Origin of the sequence: Amycolatopsis sp. VS8301801F10 (assembly GCF_046195355.1) — a bacterium.
Classification (GTDB): Bacteria; Actinomycetota; Actinomycetes; order Mycobacteriales; family Pseudonocardiaceae; genus Amycolatopsis.
Map to the genome: position 1 here is coordinate 7,939,804 of NZ_CP176065.1, position 15,700 is coordinate 7,955,503.

Here is a 15,700-nt window from a genome sequence, read left to right on the forward strand (position 1 = left end):
TTCGCCCAGAATGCCCGCATGGCCCTCCCTGTGCAGGCACCGATCAAGCCCATGCTGGCGAAGCCGGCCAAAGCCATTCCCGATTCCGGCGGCCTGCTGTTCGAGCCGAAGTGGGACGGGTTCCGCTGCCTGGTTTTCCGCGACGGCGACGAGATCACCCTGCAGTCGCGCGCGGAGAAGCCGCTGAACCGGTATTTCCCGGAAGTCCTCGCCACGCTGCGGGAGTCCTTGCCCGAACGCGTCGTGCTCGACGGCGAACTGGTGGTGGCCCGCGACGGCAAGCTCGATTTCGACGCGCTGACCGAGCGCATCCACCCGGCCGACAGCCGCGTCCAGCTGCTCGCCGAGCAGTCGCCCGCGCAGTTCGTGGCTTTCGACGTGCTCGCGCTGGGCGACGAGTCGTTCGTGGACGAGCCGACGTCGGCGCGCCGCGAACGGCTCGAGTCCCTTCCGGGCATCGCGCTGACGCCGGCGACGACCGATCCGGGCACCGCGCGGCACTGGTTCGAGCTGTTCGAGGGAGCCGGACTGGACGGCGTGATCGGCAAGCCGCTCGACGAGCCGTACTCGCCGGGCAAGCGGGTTTTGTTCAAGTACAAGCATTCCCGCACCGCGGACTGCGTGCTGGCGGGGCTGCGCTGGCACGTGGACGGCGAACCGGGCGAGGCGGTCGGCTCGTTCCTGCTGGGCCTGTACGACGAGAACGGGCTGCTGCACCACGTCGGCGTGGTCGGTTCGTTCCCGGTGGCGCGCCGCCGCGAGCTGGCGCAGGAGCTGGCCCCGTTGATCACGAACGGCGAAGGGCACCCGTGGCTGGGCGACGCGGTCCGCGAGGGGCAGCGCATCCCGGGCGGCATCACGCGCTGGCGGTCGAAGGAACAGCCGTGGGTGCCGCTGCGGCTGGAGCGCGTGGTGGAGGTCTCGTACGAGCACACGGAGGGCGGCTATCCGTCGCGCTTCCGGCACACCGCCCAGTTCGCGCGCTGGCGACCGGACCGGGAGCCGTCGTCGTGCGGCTACGCACAGCTGGACGAACCGGCGCGCTACGACCTGTCGGCGGTCTTCCGGGGCGAGGTCGTGCGCACCCGCTGACCGGACACGCCGCAGGACCCGCTCACTGGCTTCCCACACCAGGCGTGCCAAGCTCGTCGGAGAGTTCCGCCGAGCAGACGTGAGGACCAGCCCGTGCACCGCCGTTCCCCCAGCCGTTCCCGTACGCGCGCCCGGCTGGCGGCGGCGACGCTGGGAGTGCTCATGCTGGCCGGGTGCACCGCCGGGCCCTCCGTGCGCCCGGCGGTGATCGACAACGACGGGCGCACGACCGCCGCTCCGCCCCCGAGCACTGCCGCGGTGCCGTTGCCGCCGCTGGCCGAGCCCAAGAAGCCCAGTCTGCGGTGGGCCAACTGCGACGCGGACACCCGGCAGCGGATGACCGCGCCGGCGCTGCCCGATTCGCTGCACGTCAGCTGTGCGCGCATGACTTCCCCGCTCGACGCGCCCGAGGACTCCCAGCATCTGCTCGCCCGCATCCTCGTGCTCAAGGCGGGCGACGGACCGATCCCGCTCGTGGTGGTCAACGACGTCGGCGGCGAGCCGGGCTCGCTGTTCGCCGCGCGCCTGGCGACCCAGCTTCCGCCGGACTTCCTGAAGAAGTTCTCGCTGATCGGCGTGGACCGGCGCGGCACCGGACTGTCCGGCGGCGTGCAGTGCGTGCCGCTGGAGGTGCGTTCGGACCTGCTGGGCGCGGACCCGGCCGATGGCGGCCTCGGCGAGGTGCTCGACGCGGCTCGCCGGGCCGGTCAGCAGTGCGCGCTCGACCTCGACACCGCGCAGACCGCGCTGGACAGCTGGCGCACCGCCGGGGACCTCGACCAGTTGCGGAAGCAACTCGGCCTGGACCGGCTGAACGCTCTCGGCCGCGGTGACGGTTCGAAGGTGCTTTCGGAGTACGCGGTGCGTTATCCGGCGCAGGTCGGCCGCATGGTGCTGGACGGCATCCCGGACCCGGGCTCCGACCGAGCGGCCGTGCTCGACGCGGTGGCCGCTGGCGCACAGGCGACGTTCGACGCCTTCTCCGCGGACTGCGCCGCCCGCAACTGCCCGATGGGCGATGCGAAGGTCGCGCTGAAGACGGTGACCGACCGCCTCCGCACGTCCCCTGTGGACACTGACGACGGCGTGACGATGAGCCCGGGCGTGGCGACCTACGCGGTGTACCAAGGACTCGCCGACCGTTCGGCCTGGCCCGCCCTCGCCGACGCGCTGAACGCCGCGAAGAACGGCGACATCACCGCACTGGCCGGCTTCGCGAATCCGATCGTCGCGGACGTCCGCGGCCGCACGTCGCGCATCGGCGGCACCATCGCGACCCGATGCAACGACTCGACGACCCGGCTGCCCGCCGATCAGCTGGACCGTGCCGCGGCCGGGATGCGCGCGAAGTACCCGCAGTTCGGCGCGGCGATCGCGCAGGAACTCGCCTGGTGCGGCGCTTGGCCGGTCCGCCGCGAAGCGCTGCCGCCCGGCGGTGCGCCGGGAGCCCCGCCCATTCTGGTGGCCGCTACCGCCACCGACCCGGTGACGCCGCAGATCGGCACCACCCGGGCCGCGGACCAGATGCCCAGCGCCGTGACTGTCACCTGGCAGGGCGTCGCGCACGGCGCGGTCGGCCAATCCTCCTGCGTCACTGCCGCCGCGCAGTCCTTCCTGATCGACGGCAAGATCCCGGACAACGGCACCCTCTGCCCCGCCTAGAGATCGGCGACGCCGTGCGGCTTCCGCAGCACTTCGGTCAACCGGTTCCATCTCGCCGAGACAGCGCCGCCAGCCACGCACCAGCCCGCTGATCCGGCCGAGCAATCCCCGCTGAGGTCTGAGGTGGCGGGACCGGGGCTGCCCCGCCGAAGTCGTTTCGAACACCTGACCAGTATCTCGAACACCTGTTCGAGAAAGCATCACTCGACCCGTGCGATTCGGTCCCCCGTTCGAGACCGAGATCCTCACCACGAGTGCCGAAAACCCCGGCGACGCACCGAATTCCGCCCCTCGCGGCCGGAACCGCGCGACAGATCGTCCTAACGCGACACGACAGGACTGGCAGCCGCCCAGGCCGCCTCGATCATCCGGAAAACCTCGTCCACCGCGGCCTCCGGATCAGCCGCCTCGCGGGCCACCGAATAGGCGTCGACTACGAACCGCGCGATGGCCCGGCACGCGGTCGGCGTCCGTCCGAGCGCGGGATCGGCTGCCATCGCCGCCGCGAGCGACTCCGCGTGCCGCAGGCGCATCGATTCCTCGTACTCCCGCAGCGCGGGCGACCCGTCGATCATCCGCCAGACCGGCGCGACGCTGTCCGCGGTGCAATGCCGCACCAGCGCCTGGATTTCCTCGCGCAGCGCCGGGATCAGCGACTCGGGCGACGCTCGCCGCTCGACCGCCGCTCGCAGCCTCTCCTCGAAGTTCGAGTCCTGCTCGAAGACCAGCGCTTCCTTCGAGGCGAAGTGCGAAAAGACCGTGGTCACCGCGACGTCGGCCTCGGCCGCGATGTCCCGGATGCCCACCTCGTCGTACCCGCGCTCGAGGAACAGCCGGAGCGCGGTGTCGGCGATCTTCCGGCGAGTCGCGGCCTTCTTGCGCTCGCGCCGCCCGGACGGCTCAGTCATCCGCGGATGCTATCAGCCACAAAATCCGACCGGTTGGCAAAAGCTAACAGTTAGCCTTCGCCAACCGGGAGCGGCTACTGCCGGTACCCCTCGACCTCGCTCACCGGCCGGACCGTCGCCTCGTCCGGATCGTCGTCGAACTCGACCCGGGCCCGGCGCTGCCGCAGCAGGTCCCAGCACTGGTCCAGCTCTTCTTCGGCCCGGCGCAGCCGCTCCCGGTCGTCCGAGGACAGCCCGGTCCCGATCGCCCGGTCCCGCAGCTGTTTCTCCTCCGCGATCAGCTCGTCGATCCGCCCCAGGATCCCGTCAGCCACATCAACCTCCAAGGAAGCGTCGGACACTCCCCAGGACGCTACCCCGCCCCGGGGAATTCCCCACCCGATCCGTTCGTTGGACCGCCTATGAGCACAGTGGAACTGACCGCGGACAATTTCGACCAGACGGTGACGGACAACGAGTTCGTGCTGATCGACTTCTGGGCAAGCTGGTGCGGCCCGTGCCGTCAGTTCGCGCCGGTGTTCGAGAAGGCGTCGGAAAAGCACAGCGACATCACCTTCACCAAGGTGGACACCGAAGCCGAGCAGCAGCTCGCCGCGGCGTTCAACATCCGCTCGATCCCGACGCTCGCCGTGATCCGCGACAAGACCCTCATCTACTCCCAGCCCGGTGCCCTTCCGGAAGCCGCGCTGGAAGACCTCATCCGCCAGGCCCGCGAGGTCGACATGGACGAGGTGCGCAAGGCCGCCGCCGCGCAAGAAGCCGAGCAGGCCTGAGCAAGCCACTGCAGGCGCACTAACCCGGGGAACCGCGAAGGCCCGGCACCCGCCACCGGGTGCCGGGCCTTCGCAATGGTTCAGGACCGGGTGACGAGCCCGCGCAGGAAGAACGCGAGGTTCGCCGGCCGTTCGGCCAGCCGGCGCATGAAGTAGCCGTACCACTCGTCGCCGCAGGGCACGTACACGCGCATCGTCTCGCCTTCGGCGGCGAGCCGCTTCTGCTCCTCGGGCCGGATGCCGTACAGCATCTGGTACTCGTGGTCGGCGGACGTGCGGCCCGCGTCGGCGGCGAGCTTGCCGGCGATCGCGATCATCCGCGGGTCGTGCGAGGCCACCATCGGGTAGCCCTGCCCGGCCATCAGCACGCGCAGGCAGCGCACGTAGGACTTGTCCACCTCGGCCTTGTCCTGGAACGCCACCGACTCCGGCTCGGCGTACGCGCCCTTGCACAGCCGCACGCGCGATCCGGGACCGGACAGCTCGCGGCAGTCCTGCTCGGTGCGGCGCAGGTAGGCCTGCAGCACCGCGCCCACCCACGGGTACTCGGCGCGCAGCTCGCGGAGGATGCCGAGCGTCGAGTCCGTGGTGGTGTGGTCCTCCATGTCGAGCGTCACCGTCGCGCCGACCGCGTCGGCCGCCGCGCAGATCTTCCGCGCGTTTTCGAGCGCGACGCCTTCGCCGTCGCCCGGCAGGAACTGCCCGACCGCGGACAGCTTCACCGAAACGTCCGCGCCCTCGGCGAGGCCTTGTTCGGACAGCGCCGTCAGCAACTCCTCGTACGCCTGCACGGTGGCGGTGGCCTGTGCGGCGTCGGTGGTGTCTTCGCCGAGGTGGTCGATGGTGATCTTCCGGCCGTCGGCGGCCAGTTCCCGTGCGGCGCGCACGGCGTCGGCGGTAGCCGAGCCGGACACGAACCGGCGCACTACGGACCGGGTGACCGGTACCGCTTCGATCAGCGCACGCATCCGCTGCGAACGAGCGGCGGCGAGCAACGGGGCACGCAGCATGACGGTGTCTCCTTCTCAGCCCTGGTGCGGGTAGCGCACGGAGGTCGGCGGCACGAAGGTCTCCTTGATCGAGCGCGGGCTCGTCCAGCGGAGCAGGTTGAAGACCGATCCGGCCTTGTCGTTCGTGCCCGAGGCGCGCGCCCCGCCGAACGGCTGCTGGCCGACGACCGCGCCGGTCGGCTTGTCGTTGACGTAGAAGTTGCCCGCGGCGAACCGCAGCGCCTGCGAAGCCTTTGCGACGGCCGTGCGGTCGTTCGCGATGACGGCGCCGGTCAGGGCGTACGAAGCGGTCTCGTCAACGAGCTGCAGCACGGAGTCGAAGTCAGCGTCTTCGTACACGTACACCGACAGAATCGGGCCGAAGTACTCGGTGCTGAAGATCTCGTGCTTCGGGTTCGTGGACACCAGGACGGTCGGCTGCACGAAGTAGCCGACGCTGTCGTCCGCAGTGCCACCAACGAGGATTTCGACCTCGCTGTCGTTCTTAACGCGCTCGAAGAGGGCAGCGTGCTTGTCGAAGGCGCGACGGTCGATCACTGCGCCACCGAAGTGCGAAAGGTCGGTGACGTCGCCGTAGCTGAGGGCGGCGGTCTCGGAAGCAAGGCCGTCCTTCAGCTGCTCCCAGACGCTGCGCGGCACGTACGCACGCGAAGCGGCGGAGCACTTCTGGCCCTGGTACTCGAACGCGCCACGGACAAGCGCGGTGCGAAGCACGTCGATGTCGGCCGACGAGTGCGCGAGCACGAAGTCCTTGCCGCCGGTTTCGCCGACGAGACGCGGGTAGCTGCGGTAACCGGCGATGTTCGCGCCGACAGTGCCCCACAGGTGCTGGAAGGTGGCGGTGGACCCGGTGAAGTGGATGCCCGCCAGGTCGCGGTGCGTCAGCGCGACCTCGGAGACGGCCTTGCCGTCGCCCGGCAGCAGGTTGATGACGCCCGGCGGCATGCCGGCCTCTTCGAGCAGCCGCATGGTCAGGTGCGCGGCGAAGCTCTGCGTCGGCGACGGCTTCCACAGCACGGTGTTGCCCATCAGTGCGGGCGCGGTGGGCAGGTTGCCGGCGATAGCGGTGAAGTTGAAGGGCGTGATCGCGTACACGAAGCCCTCGAGCGGACGGTGTTCCATCCGGTTCCACACACCCGGCGAGCTGACCGGTTGCTGGTCGAGGATGCTGCGGCCGAACGCGACGTTGAAGCGCCAGAAGTCGGCCAGCTCGCACGCGGAGTCGATCTCGGCCTGCGTCGCGGTCTTCGACTGGCCAAGCATGGTGGCCGCGTTCAGCGTCGCGCGCCACGGGCCGGTCAGCAGGTCAGCGGCGCGCAGCAGGATCGCCGCGCGGTCGTCGTAGGACAGCGCGCGCCACTCCGGAGCGGCCTTCGCGGCAGCTGCGATCGCGTCGGTCGCGTCCTGCTGCGTAGCACTCTGGATGGTGCCGAGGACGTGGCTGTGGTTGTGCGGCTGGACAACGTCGATCTTCTCGCCGCCGCCGGCGCGCTGCTCCCCGCCGACGGTGACCGTCAGGTCGACGGGACCGGCCTGACCCAGTTTCTTCAGCGCACCCTCCAGCTCGGCGCGCTCGGCGCTGCCCGGCGCGTACGTCAGCACCGGCTCGTTCTTCGGGGCGGGGGTCTGGGTCACGGCGTCCACGGCGGCTCCCTCGTTGGCGTACTCGTCGGTTGCCCGAAAGATAACGCTGCGCGGCGTTCGGGGGTTTGTTCAAGCGGCTAGAATCGCCCATATGGTTTTGTCCGATCGGCCTACCCCATGACGGCCGCCGAACCGTTCGCCGGCGCCTCGCTGCGGCACGTGCTCGCGACGCTCGGCGAACCGCTCGTGCGGGTGCTCGTCGCGCCGCGCGGCCTGGGCGTTCCGGTGCAGGACGTGGTGATCCTCGACCCGGAGGACCCGCCCGAAACGCACCCCGGCGACCTGGTCCTGGTGATCGGCGCGCGGGGCCGGTCGGCGGCCGCGGCGATCCGGGCGGCCGGACGCGCCGGGGCCGCTGCGGTGGCGGTCAAAGGCGAAGGCGGCACGGACGTCGCGGCGGACGCTGGCGTCGCGCTGCTCACCGTCGGCGCGGAGGCGCGGTGGGAGCAGGTCGAGGCGCTGGCGCGCGGCGTGGTCGACGCGGCCCGAGCAGGCGGCGAAGCGGAAACCGGCGAGGTGCTCGGCGATCTGTTCGCGCTGGCCCAGACGGTCGCGACGCTCACCGGCGGCCTGGTCAGCATCGAGGACACCGCGAGCCGCGTGCTGGCGTACTCGAGGGCAGGCGACGAGGTCGACGAGCTGCGCCGGTTGTCGATCTTGGGCCGCGAAGGGCCGGAACGGTACCTCGCCATCCTCCGCGAATGGGGCGTCTACCAGCGATTGCGCGCCGGGGAAGGAATCGTGCGCGTGGACGAGCGCCCGGAGCTGGGGATTCGCCGCCGCATCGCGGCCGGGATCCACGCCGGCTCGCAGCCGCTCGGCACGATCTGGGTGCAGGAAGGCGCGCAGCCGCTGACCGAACAAGCCGAGGTGGCACTGCTCGGCGCGAGCAGAACGCTTGCCCCGCAACTGATCCGCGCCCGAACCCTGCCCGATCCACAGCTCCGGTTGCGCGAAGATTTGCTGGCTGGATTGCTGGAAGGGCGCGTCGACGCCGAGTCCGTCGCGGACGACATCGGTGCCGATCCGGCGCGTCCAGCACAGGTTCTGGCGTTCACCCTCGCGCGGCAGCAGTCGACCGCCGCTTCGGACCGATTGCTGCGGCGGGCCGAATTGGTGCACCTGATCGCTGTGCACACAGCGGCCTATCGGCGGACCGCGCTGGTGAGCGTGCTCGGCGGCCGGGTGTACGCGTTGCTGCCGGATCTGCCGGAACACTCGGATGCCGCGGTGCTGGCGTTGGCGAAGGAAATCGTTGGTGCGGCACGGAAACACCTCGACGCACCGGTCCGGGCCGCGCTCGGCGGGATTGTGCCGAGACTGTCGGACGCGGCGTTGTCGCGCGGCGACGCGGACCGGGTATTGATGGCGATGACGCGCGGGCACTGGCCGTCCGACGTCGCGTCGCTGGCTGACGTCCGGGCCGACGTGTTGTTGTCGGAAGTGTTGGCCTACCTGGGAGATCAGCCCCGGTTGCGCGATCCGCGACTGGAACAACTGCGTGCCCACGACGCCGACCACGGCGACATTCTGATCCCCGCGGTGCTGGCGTACCTGAACGCTTTCGGCGACGTCCGCACGGCCGCCCGCTCGCTGAACATCCACCCGAACACCGTGCGCTACCGGGTGCGGCGGGCTTCCGAGGTCTCCGGGATCGACCTGACCGATCCGGCGCAGCGGCTGCTCACCGAGTTGTTGCTGCGGCTGTAAAATCGGATGCCACGGGGGTTCGCGATCGCTAAAGTGCCGTCGTGGACCTCTTCTTCCGCTCGTGGAACGCACTCCAGAACGCCGTGAAATCGCTTGAAGGCGGGCAGTGGCTGGCCCCGTCCGGCTGCACCGGCTGGCTGGTGCAGGACCTGGTGTTCCACCTGGTCATCGACGCGCAGGACATCCTGATCACGCTCGCGACCCCCTCCGAAGAGGAGCCGACGCACACCGCCGCCCAGTATTGGGAACTGAGCACCGACCTGCCGACCGGCCTGGAACCGGAAAGCCTGTTCACCCGCCGCGCGGCGGTCAGCTACGGCACCACCGAGTGGCTGGCGCACCACTTCGACGACCTGGCCCAGGCAGCCGGACGCGCCGCGGCGCTCGCGGACCCGGCGGCGAAGGTCGAGACCCGCGACTACGTGCTGACGGTCGCGGACTATTTCGAAACCTACGTCGTGGAAGCCACCCTGCACCACCTGGACCTGGTCCTGCATCTGTCCGGAGTGGACGGTCCAGACGCGGACTGCCTGGCAGCGACCCGGCGGACGGTGGAGACCGCACTGGGCGCACCGCTGCCGGCATCGCTGGACGACGAGTCCGCGCTCCTGATCGCGACCGGCCGCCGCGCCGCGACCGACGAGGAAAAGGCAGCGCTGGGGTCGCTGGCGGAGAAGCTGCCGATCGTCCTCGGCTAGACCGAAAGCCGTTCGCCCGCGGCCACCTCAGCAAGCGCGGCAAACGATTCGACGCGCGCGGCCGGGTCGTAGGTACTGGTGCTGACGAGCAACTCGTCCGCCCCGGTCGAAGCGACCAGGTCCGCGAGGCGCGCGCCGACCTCGTCCGGAGTGCCGCTGATCTGCCCGGCCAACGTGTCCTCAAGACGCCGACGCTCCCGGTCGGTCATCGGCAACGCCAAAATCTCGTCCGCCGGCGAAAGCGGCGGGAACACTCCATGACTGCGCGAGTACACCGTGGACCAAGCCTCCGGAACCAGCAGCCGCCGAGCTTCCTCCGCGGTGTCCGCCACCGCGACCGCTGTCGACACAACGACATAGGGATCGTCCACATCGGACCGGAAATTCTCGCGGTAGCGGGAAATCGCCTCCACCATCGCCCGCTGCCCATGCGCCGGAGCGATCACCAGCGGCAACCCCAGCCCCGCGGCGAGATCCGCACCCGCACCGGTCGCGAGGAGAAACACCGGCACCGTCAGCCCTTCGGCCGGAATCGCATGCACGCCGTCGTGTTCGCCACGGAAAAAGGCGAGAAGCTCGCGAACCTGGCCGTCGAAGCCGTCGGCCGCGTCCTTGCCCTGCCCGAGCGCCCGCCGAACCGGCTCGATGAACCCGACCGACCGCCCGATCCCGAGATCGATCCGCCCAGGGAACAACGACTCCAGAATCCCGAACTGCTCAGCAACCACAAGCGGCCGGTGATTGGGCAACATCACGCCACCGGACCCCACCCGGATCCGCGAAGTCGCAGCCGCAACGGCTGACGCAAGCACCGCAGGCGCGGAACCGGCAACCCCAGGCACGCCGTGATGCTCGGAAACCCAAAACCGGTGGTAGCCGAGCGCCTCAATGTCCCGCGCGAACGCGACGGTGTCCCGGATCGCCTGCGAGGTCCCCCGCCCTCGCCGCACAGGCGACCGGTCCAGCACGGAAATCGGAACGTCCACGCTCACGCCAACGCCACCCGCCCAGCCCGAATTCCCGCCAAGACGTCCGCAAGGACAGCCTTCACGAAGCACCCGCCCCACACCACCCCGGGGCGCTAGCCCCACCCGCAGCCAATGCACCCAACCATCGAGGCGCCCACACCCCTCCCCCACCCCCGATACACAGCCAAAAACACGGCGCTGGGGTGCTTGTCAAGGCATCTTTCCCGCCTTGACAAGCACCCCAGCGCCGTAGTCACACTAAAAAATCGGGGGGCCCACGCAACAACCGTCTGCAATGTCGCCGCCAGGCGACGAGCAGCCCCGGATCCGACTCAGGGCCTCCACCGCTCGCTGTAATCCGGATGATCCGCATACGGCAACGCCAGCAACCGCAACGTCAAACACCAATTCGACCCAGCCTCGTCGGCGGGCACATGACAGGTCTCACACCAGTACTCGCTGCCGTACAACGGAAACCCAGGCACCTTCTCCGACACCGTAGTCCGGTGCGCGAGCATGATCCGCCGCGTCGCCTCGATCTCGTTGATCATCTGGTTGACCACGTCGAGCTCGAGGTCGCCGAGGGAACGGACCCGCTCCTCCAGCCCGACCTTGGCCTCGCCGCGGGTGAGCGGCTCGCCGGCCTTGCCCTTCTGCACCGCCTGCATGATCAGCGCCTGCCGCTGTCCGACGCGCGCGGCGAGGAACGCGATCAGGTCGTCCACGACGTCTCCCTCCTCCGGTCCCCGGCTCCCCTCCGGTCCGGCAATAGTCGCACCTCGACCTCGGCGCGTTACCACCCAGCGGCGCTCCCCAGGATAGTCGAGGTCGAAAAATTCAGCGCGACCTGCGGAAACAGTCGGAAAATCCGCCGCGATGTTGATCACCCAGAGTGATCACACCCGGCAATCGGACGATCACGCCTGGTCGGATCGGGCCTTGCTCGGCTGCACCCGTTTGGGTTCGCCGGGCATCTTGGGGTAGTCCGGCGGATAGGGCAGCTCCGCACCGCCGAGGTCGCGGTCGTCGCGCTCGTACCACTCCAGCAGCGCCTCCAGGCCGAACGCCTTCTCGTCCATCGGCGCGTGCAGGTCGCCGTGCTCGGCGAGGAAACCGGGGACGGTCAGCACGTCAAAGTCGTCCGGGTCGACCTCGGCGAGCAACTCCCAGGTCAGCGGCGTCGAGACGGTCGCGCGCGGGGTGCCGCGGACCGACCACGACGAGGCGACCGTCCGGTCCCGCGCGGCCTGGTTGTAGTCGAGGAAGACGCGGCCGCCGCGCTCCTCCTTCCACCAGGAGACCGTCGCCTTGTCCGGGATCCGCCGTTCGACCTCGCGGCCGAGCGCGATCACCGCGTGCCGCACCGCGATGAAGTCCCATTCCGGGCGGATCCGCACGAGGACGTGCACGCCGCGGCCGCCGGAGGTCTTCGGGTAGCCGGTGAGCCCGGCGTCGGCGAGCACCTCGCGGACGACGCCGGCGACTTCGACCGCGTCGGCGAACCCGGCGCGTTCCGGCGGGTCGACGTCGATCCGCAGTTCGTCCGGGTGGTCCACGTCGGGGCGGCGGACCGGCCACGGGTGGAAGTCGAAGGTCCCGAGGTTGGCCGCCCAGGCGAACACCGCGGGTTCGGTCGGGCAGACCTCGTCGGCGGTGCGGCCGGACGGGAAGGCGATCCTCGCCGTCTCGAGCCAGTCCGGCGCGCCCTTGGGCACGCGCTTGGCGTAGAACCACTCGCCGGTGACGCCGTCGACGTAGCGTTTCAGCGTCGTCGGCCGCTCGCCGATCGCCCGCAGCAACGGGTCGGCCACGGCGAGGTAGTACTCGACCACCTGCCGCTTCGTGATGCCGCGTTCGGGGAAATACACCTTGTCCGGGCTCGACACCCGGACGGTGCGCTCCCCCACCTGGTACTCGACCGGATCGCCGTTTTTGGCCATGCGGCCACCGTAGCCGCGAGTGCCGTACCGTGGCGGGGTGTCCGGGAGAACCAAGCTGATCGTCGCCCTGGTCGTGTTAGCTCTTCTCGGCGCCGCCGCGCTGTGGCTGCCGATCCCCGGACCGGCGCAGCTGCGCGTCTGGGCCGCGGAGACCGGATCGATGACTCCGCTGGTGCTCCTCGTGGCCTACTCGCTGCTCACCGTCGCGCCGATCCCGCGCACGGTGTTCAACCTGGCCGCCGGGTTGCTCGTCGGCAGCGTCGCGGGGGTGTTCATCGCCTTGGCGGCCACCACGATCGCCGCCGCGCTGGCCTACGGGCTGGCCCGGCTGCTCGGCCGGGACCTGATCCTGCGGCACCTCCATCGGGCGCCGGTGCGGGCCGTCAACGACCGGCTCTCCGACGGCGGGGTGCTCGCCATCACATCGCTGCGGTTGATCCCGGTCGTCCCGTTTTCGGCGATGAACTACCTGTGCGGCGTTTCGTCCGTGAAACTCCTTCCCTACCTCGCCGGAACGGCGCTCGGGAGCGTCCCGGGCACCATCGCGGTGGTCGTATTCGCGGACGCGCTGACCGGCGACACGCCGCCCGCATTGCTGGCCTGCTACGCGGTCTTCGCGGCGCTCGGCGCGGCAGGATTGGTGCGGGTGCTGCGGAAGCGCGTCCCCGCCGCCGAACCGGAGGCGCCCGTGCCGTCGGCACCGGCTGGCTGACGGCGGGCAGGTACTTCCGACCGCTACACTCGTCCGGGTGCGCGAGGGGTATCCGCGCTGCGCACAACCACGATCACGGGACTTTCGTCAGGAGCGGGCGTCATCGACACCGGGCAGCTGATCGCGGGGCACTACCGCCTCGTCGAGCACATTGGTAGCGGTGCCATGGGCGTGGTGTGGCGTGCCGTGGACGTGCGCCTGGAACGGTCCGTGGCGATCAAGCAGATCCTGCCGCAGCCGGGCGTCTCCGAGGCCGAACGCGACAACATGCGCCAGCGCGCCATGCGCGAGGCGAAGAACGCCGCCCGCTTCCAGCACCCGAACGCGATCGTCGTGTTCGACGTCGCCGAGCACGGCGGCGACCCGTGCCTGGTGATGGAGTACCTCAACGGCCCGAGCCTGTCCGCCGTGCTGGCCGAACACGGCACGCTGCCGGTCGGCCAGGTCGCGCGGATCGGCGAGCAGGTCGCCGCGGCGCTCGTGGCCGCGCACCGCGCCGGGATCGTGCACCGGGACGTCAAGCCCGGCAACATCCTCATCGACGAAACCGGCACCGCGAAGATCACCGACTTCGGCATCTCCCGCGCGGCCGGCGACATGACGCTCACCCAGACCGGCCTCATCGGCGGAACTCCCGCGTACCTCGCGCCCGAACTGGCCCGCGGCGCCGACCCGGTCCCCAGCTCGGACGTCTTCGCCCTCGGCGCGACGCTGTACCAGGCGATCGAGGGCCAGACCCCGTACGGCAACACCACGAACCAGCTCGCCCTGCTGTACGCGGCGGCGAACGGGCAGGTCAACCCGCCGACGCAGGCGGGTCCGGCGACCGCGCTGCTGATGAGCCTGCTGCGCAGCGAAGCTTCCGAGCGGCCGAGCATGGCCGAGGCGCGGGAACGGCTGGCGGCGCTGGCGGCCGGGGAACCGGCCGCGCCGCTGCAGTTGCTGTCGGGCAATCGCGGTCCGGGCAGCAACGGGTCCCGTCCGCCGTGGGCGCGCACAGCTGCTCCGGCGGCTGCTGCCGCGGCCGCGCCGAAGGCTCCGTCGAACCCGCCTCGGACGCCGACCGCGGCGTTCATGCCGATGGGTGCGGCTTCGCGTCCTGCTGCCCCGGCGAATACGCCGCCGCGTCCGCAACCCGCGGTTCGGCCCGCGCCTACTGCTGCTGCACCGAATTACTCCGGTGCCGGGTCCGGGGATCGGGTTTCGCCTGCGGCGGCGCGGAAGAAGAAGATGGCGTTCCTCGCTGGCGGGGCCGCGGCGGTGGTCGCGGTGGCGTTGGTGGTGTTCCTGGTGTTGAGCAACAGCCAGGACAAGGGCAGGCCTTCGACGAACGCTCAGCCGCCGGTGAGCAGCTCCTCCGCCCCGGCGACTCCGTCGACCACGCCGAGTTCTTCGGCACCGCCGGTCAAGTCCAGCGGCAACGTGCAGTGGGGGCCCGCTGGCGACCGGGTCGTGGACTTCTACTCGAGTGCCGGGTCGCCTGGCGCCTGGGCGATGCTGACCCCGTCGGCGCAGGCAGCTTTTGGCGATGAAGCCTCGTTCGCCTCTTACTGGGCGCAGAACGGGCTGTCCTCCTACAAGGGCGCAAGCGTTTACAAGCGCCAGAACAACGCAGACGGCTCCGTCGACGTCCAGATCACTCTCACGCCGAAAGGCGGTGCGCCGACGCCGAAGGTCGTCCAGGTCATCGCCGCGGAGGACGGCACGTTGATGATCAACAGCGATCCGCGCCTCGGAGGCGGTACTCCCGCTCAGTGACACTCGCCGCAGAGGTGGGTCAGGCGGAGCGAATAGCCTACCGTTGAGGCATGGCCGAGAACGGAGCTCTGCCGCCGGGCTGGAATCCTCGGTTCCACGAGGATCTGGTCGGGCTGGATCCGTACGACCCGGAGGCCCGTGCGTTCGCCGCCCATCTCGACCGGATGGAGCGCACCGGGCCGACCTTCACCGTCGAGGCGTGCCTGGACCAGGTCGCCGACTTCGCCGATTCCAGCACCCGTACCGGAGGGCTCCGCTACTGGGTGTCCGCGCTGGTCGTGGTGCTGATCGTGCTCGGACTGCTGGTCACCGCCTGGGACATCGCGCTGCACACGGTCGCTTTTCTCTCCAGGTAACGTGGGAAGGGTGAAAGGTATGAAACCCGTCGTCGGCACCACTCCGCGCGTGGTGAAGTCCGACCAGGAATGGCGGGAGCAGCTTGCCCCCGAGGAGTACGCGGTGCTCCGGCAAGCCGGCACCGAACGGCCGTTCACCGGCGAGTACACCGACACCAAGACCACCGGCGTGTACGAGTGCCGGGCTTGCGGCGCGGAGCTGTTCCGCAGCGACACGAAGTTCGAAAGCCACTGCGGCTGGCCGTCGTTCTACGACCCGGCGGACTCCGACGCGGTGCTGCTGCGCGAGGACCGCACCATGGGCATGCGGCGCATCGAGGTGCTGTGCGCCTCGTGCCACAGCCACCTCGGGCACGTGTTCGAGGGCGAGGGCTACGCGACCCCCACCGACCAGCGGTACTGCATCAACTCGATTTCCCTGAAGCTCGTCCCGGACTCCGACGCCTGACGTCCGCTGATGCCGCCCTTC

At 70.1% G+C, this 15,700-nt stretch carries 16 protein-coding genes; 9 read left to right on the forward strand and 7 right to left on the reverse strand.

The features are described 5' to 3' along the window. Nucleotides 1-18 precede the first annotated feature (18 nt). Nucleotides 19-1,092, forward strand: a complete 1,074-nt coding sequence (locus tag F9C11_RS36370) for an ATP-dependent DNA ligase (RefSeq protein WP_409181882.1) — start codon at nucleotides 19-21, stop codon at nucleotides 1,090-1,092. Between the two features lie 162 nt (nucleotides 1,093-1,254). Next, nucleotides 1,255-2,754, forward strand: coding sequence for an alpha/beta fold hydrolase (locus tag F9C11_RS36375; protein WP_409187048.1), 1,500 nt, complete (start codon nucleotides 1,255-1,257; stop codon nucleotides 2,752-2,754). Between the two features lie 320 nt (nucleotides 2,755-3,074). Here the strand turns inward: F9C11_RS36375 and F9C11_RS36380 are convergent, their stop codons facing one another. Both F9C11_RS36380 and F9C11_RS36385 read right to left on the reverse strand, forming a co-directional pair. Next, complete coding sequence (locus tag F9C11_RS36380; RefSeq protein WP_409181883.1) at nucleotides 3,075-3,662, reverse strand: TetR/AcrR family transcriptional regulator; 588 nt, start codon at nucleotides 3,660-3,662, stop codon at nucleotides 3,075-3,077. Between the two features lie 74 nt (nucleotides 3,663-3,736). Continuing rightward, on the reverse strand, nucleotides 3,737-3,976 hold the full coding sequence (locus F9C11_RS36385) for a DUF2630 family protein (protein WP_409181884.1): 240 nt from the start codon (nucleotides 3,974-3,976) through the stop codon (nucleotides 3,737-3,739). Between the two features lie 87 nt (nucleotides 3,977-4,063). On the opposite strand from F9C11_RS36385, the gene trxA reads away from it, so the two are divergent. Then, nucleotides 4,064-4,435 carry a thioredoxin gene (trxA, locus tag F9C11_RS36390; protein WP_009075676.1) on the forward strand — a complete coding sequence of 124 codons (372 nt, stop codon included), beginning with the start codon at nucleotides 4,064-4,066 and terminating at the stop codon, nucleotides 4,433-4,435. A gap of 80 nt (nucleotides 4,436-4,515) precedes the next feature. On the opposite strand, the gene F9C11_RS36395 is transcribed toward trxA, so the two are convergent. Then, complete coding sequence (locus F9C11_RS36395) at nucleotides 4,516-5,445, reverse strand: proline dehydrogenase family protein (RefSeq protein WP_409181885.1); 930 nt, start codon at nucleotides 5,443-5,445, stop codon at nucleotides 4,516-4,518. A gap of 15 nt (nucleotides 5,446-5,460) precedes the next feature. Then, a complete protein-coding gene (gene pruA / locus F9C11_RS36400; RefSeq protein ID WP_409181886.1) occupies nucleotides 5,461-7,089 on the reverse strand; it encodes an L-glutamate gamma-semialdehyde dehydrogenase in 1,629 nt (542 codons plus the stop codon). Between the two features lie 117 nt (nucleotides 7,090-7,206). Here pruA and F9C11_RS36405 point away from each other — a divergent pair, with 117 nt between their 5' ends. Both F9C11_RS36405 and F9C11_RS36410 read left to right on the forward strand, forming a co-directional pair. After that, nucleotides 7,207-8,799, forward strand: a complete 1,593-nt coding sequence (locus F9C11_RS36405; protein ID WP_409181887.1) for a PucR family transcriptional regulator — start codon at nucleotides 7,207-7,209, stop codon at nucleotides 8,797-8,799. 41 nt (nucleotides 8,800-8,840) lie between these two features. After that, nucleotides 8,841-9,497, forward strand: coding sequence for a maleylpyruvate isomerase N-terminal domain-containing protein (locus F9C11_RS36410; protein WP_409181888.1), 657 nt, complete (start codon nucleotides 8,841-8,843; stop codon nucleotides 9,495-9,497). Here the strand turns inward: F9C11_RS36410 and F9C11_RS36415 are convergent. From F9C11_RS36415 to F9C11_RS36425, 3 genes are all read right to left on the reverse strand, one after another. Then, nucleotides 9,494-10,489, reverse strand: a complete 996-nt coding sequence (locus tag F9C11_RS36415; RefSeq protein ID WP_409187049.1) for an LLM class flavin-dependent oxidoreductase — start codon at nucleotides 10,487-10,489, stop codon at nucleotides 9,494-9,496. The two genes, F9C11_RS36410 and F9C11_RS36415, sit on opposite strands and share 4 nt — an antisense overlap. Nucleotides 10,490-10,797: 308 nt before the next feature. Continuing rightward, on the reverse strand, nucleotides 10,798-11,190 hold the full coding sequence (locus F9C11_RS36420; RefSeq protein ID WP_037713305.1) for a DUF6221 family protein: 393 nt from the start codon (nucleotides 11,188-11,190) through the stop codon (nucleotides 10,798-10,800). A 192-nt stretch (nucleotides 11,191-11,382) separates the two neighbouring features. After that, nucleotides 11,383-12,405 carry a DNA polymerase domain-containing protein gene (locus F9C11_RS36425; RefSeq protein ID WP_409181889.1) on the reverse strand — a complete coding sequence of 341 codons (1,023 nt, stop codon included), beginning with the start codon at nucleotides 12,403-12,405 and terminating at the stop codon, nucleotides 11,383-11,385. A 37-nt stretch (nucleotides 12,406-12,442) separates the two neighbouring features. Here F9C11_RS36425 and F9C11_RS36430 point away from each other — a divergent pair, with 37 nt between their 5' ends. The 4 genes from F9C11_RS36430 to msrB all read left to right on the forward strand — a co-directional run bounded on the left by F9C11_RS36430 (nucleotide 12,443) and on the right by msrB (nucleotide 15,679). Continuing rightward, a complete protein-coding gene (locus tag F9C11_RS36430) occupies nucleotides 12,443-13,117 on the forward strand; it encodes a TVP38/TMEM64 family protein (RefSeq protein WP_409181890.1) in 675 nt (224 codons plus the stop codon). Between the two features lie 117 nt (nucleotides 13,118-13,234). Beyond that, nucleotides 13,235-14,875, forward strand: a complete 1,641-nt coding sequence (locus F9C11_RS36435) for a serine/threonine-protein kinase (RefSeq protein ID WP_409187050.1) — start codon at nucleotides 13,235-13,237, stop codon at nucleotides 14,873-14,875. Nucleotides 14,876-14,925: 50 nt separating this feature from the next. Continuing rightward, nucleotides 14,926-15,231, forward strand: a complete 306-nt coding sequence (locus tag F9C11_RS36440; RefSeq protein ID WP_116206679.1) for a hypothetical protein — start codon at nucleotides 14,926-14,928, stop codon at nucleotides 15,229-15,231. 19 nt (nucleotides 15,232-15,250) lie between these two features. Next, nucleotides 15,251-15,679 carry a peptide-methionine (R)-S-oxide reductase MsrB gene (msrB, locus tag F9C11_RS36445; protein WP_409181891.1) on the forward strand — a complete coding sequence of 143 codons (429 nt, stop codon included), beginning with the start codon at nucleotides 15,251-15,253 and terminating at the stop codon, nucleotides 15,677-15,679. Nucleotides 15,680-15,700: the final 21 nt, after the last annotated feature.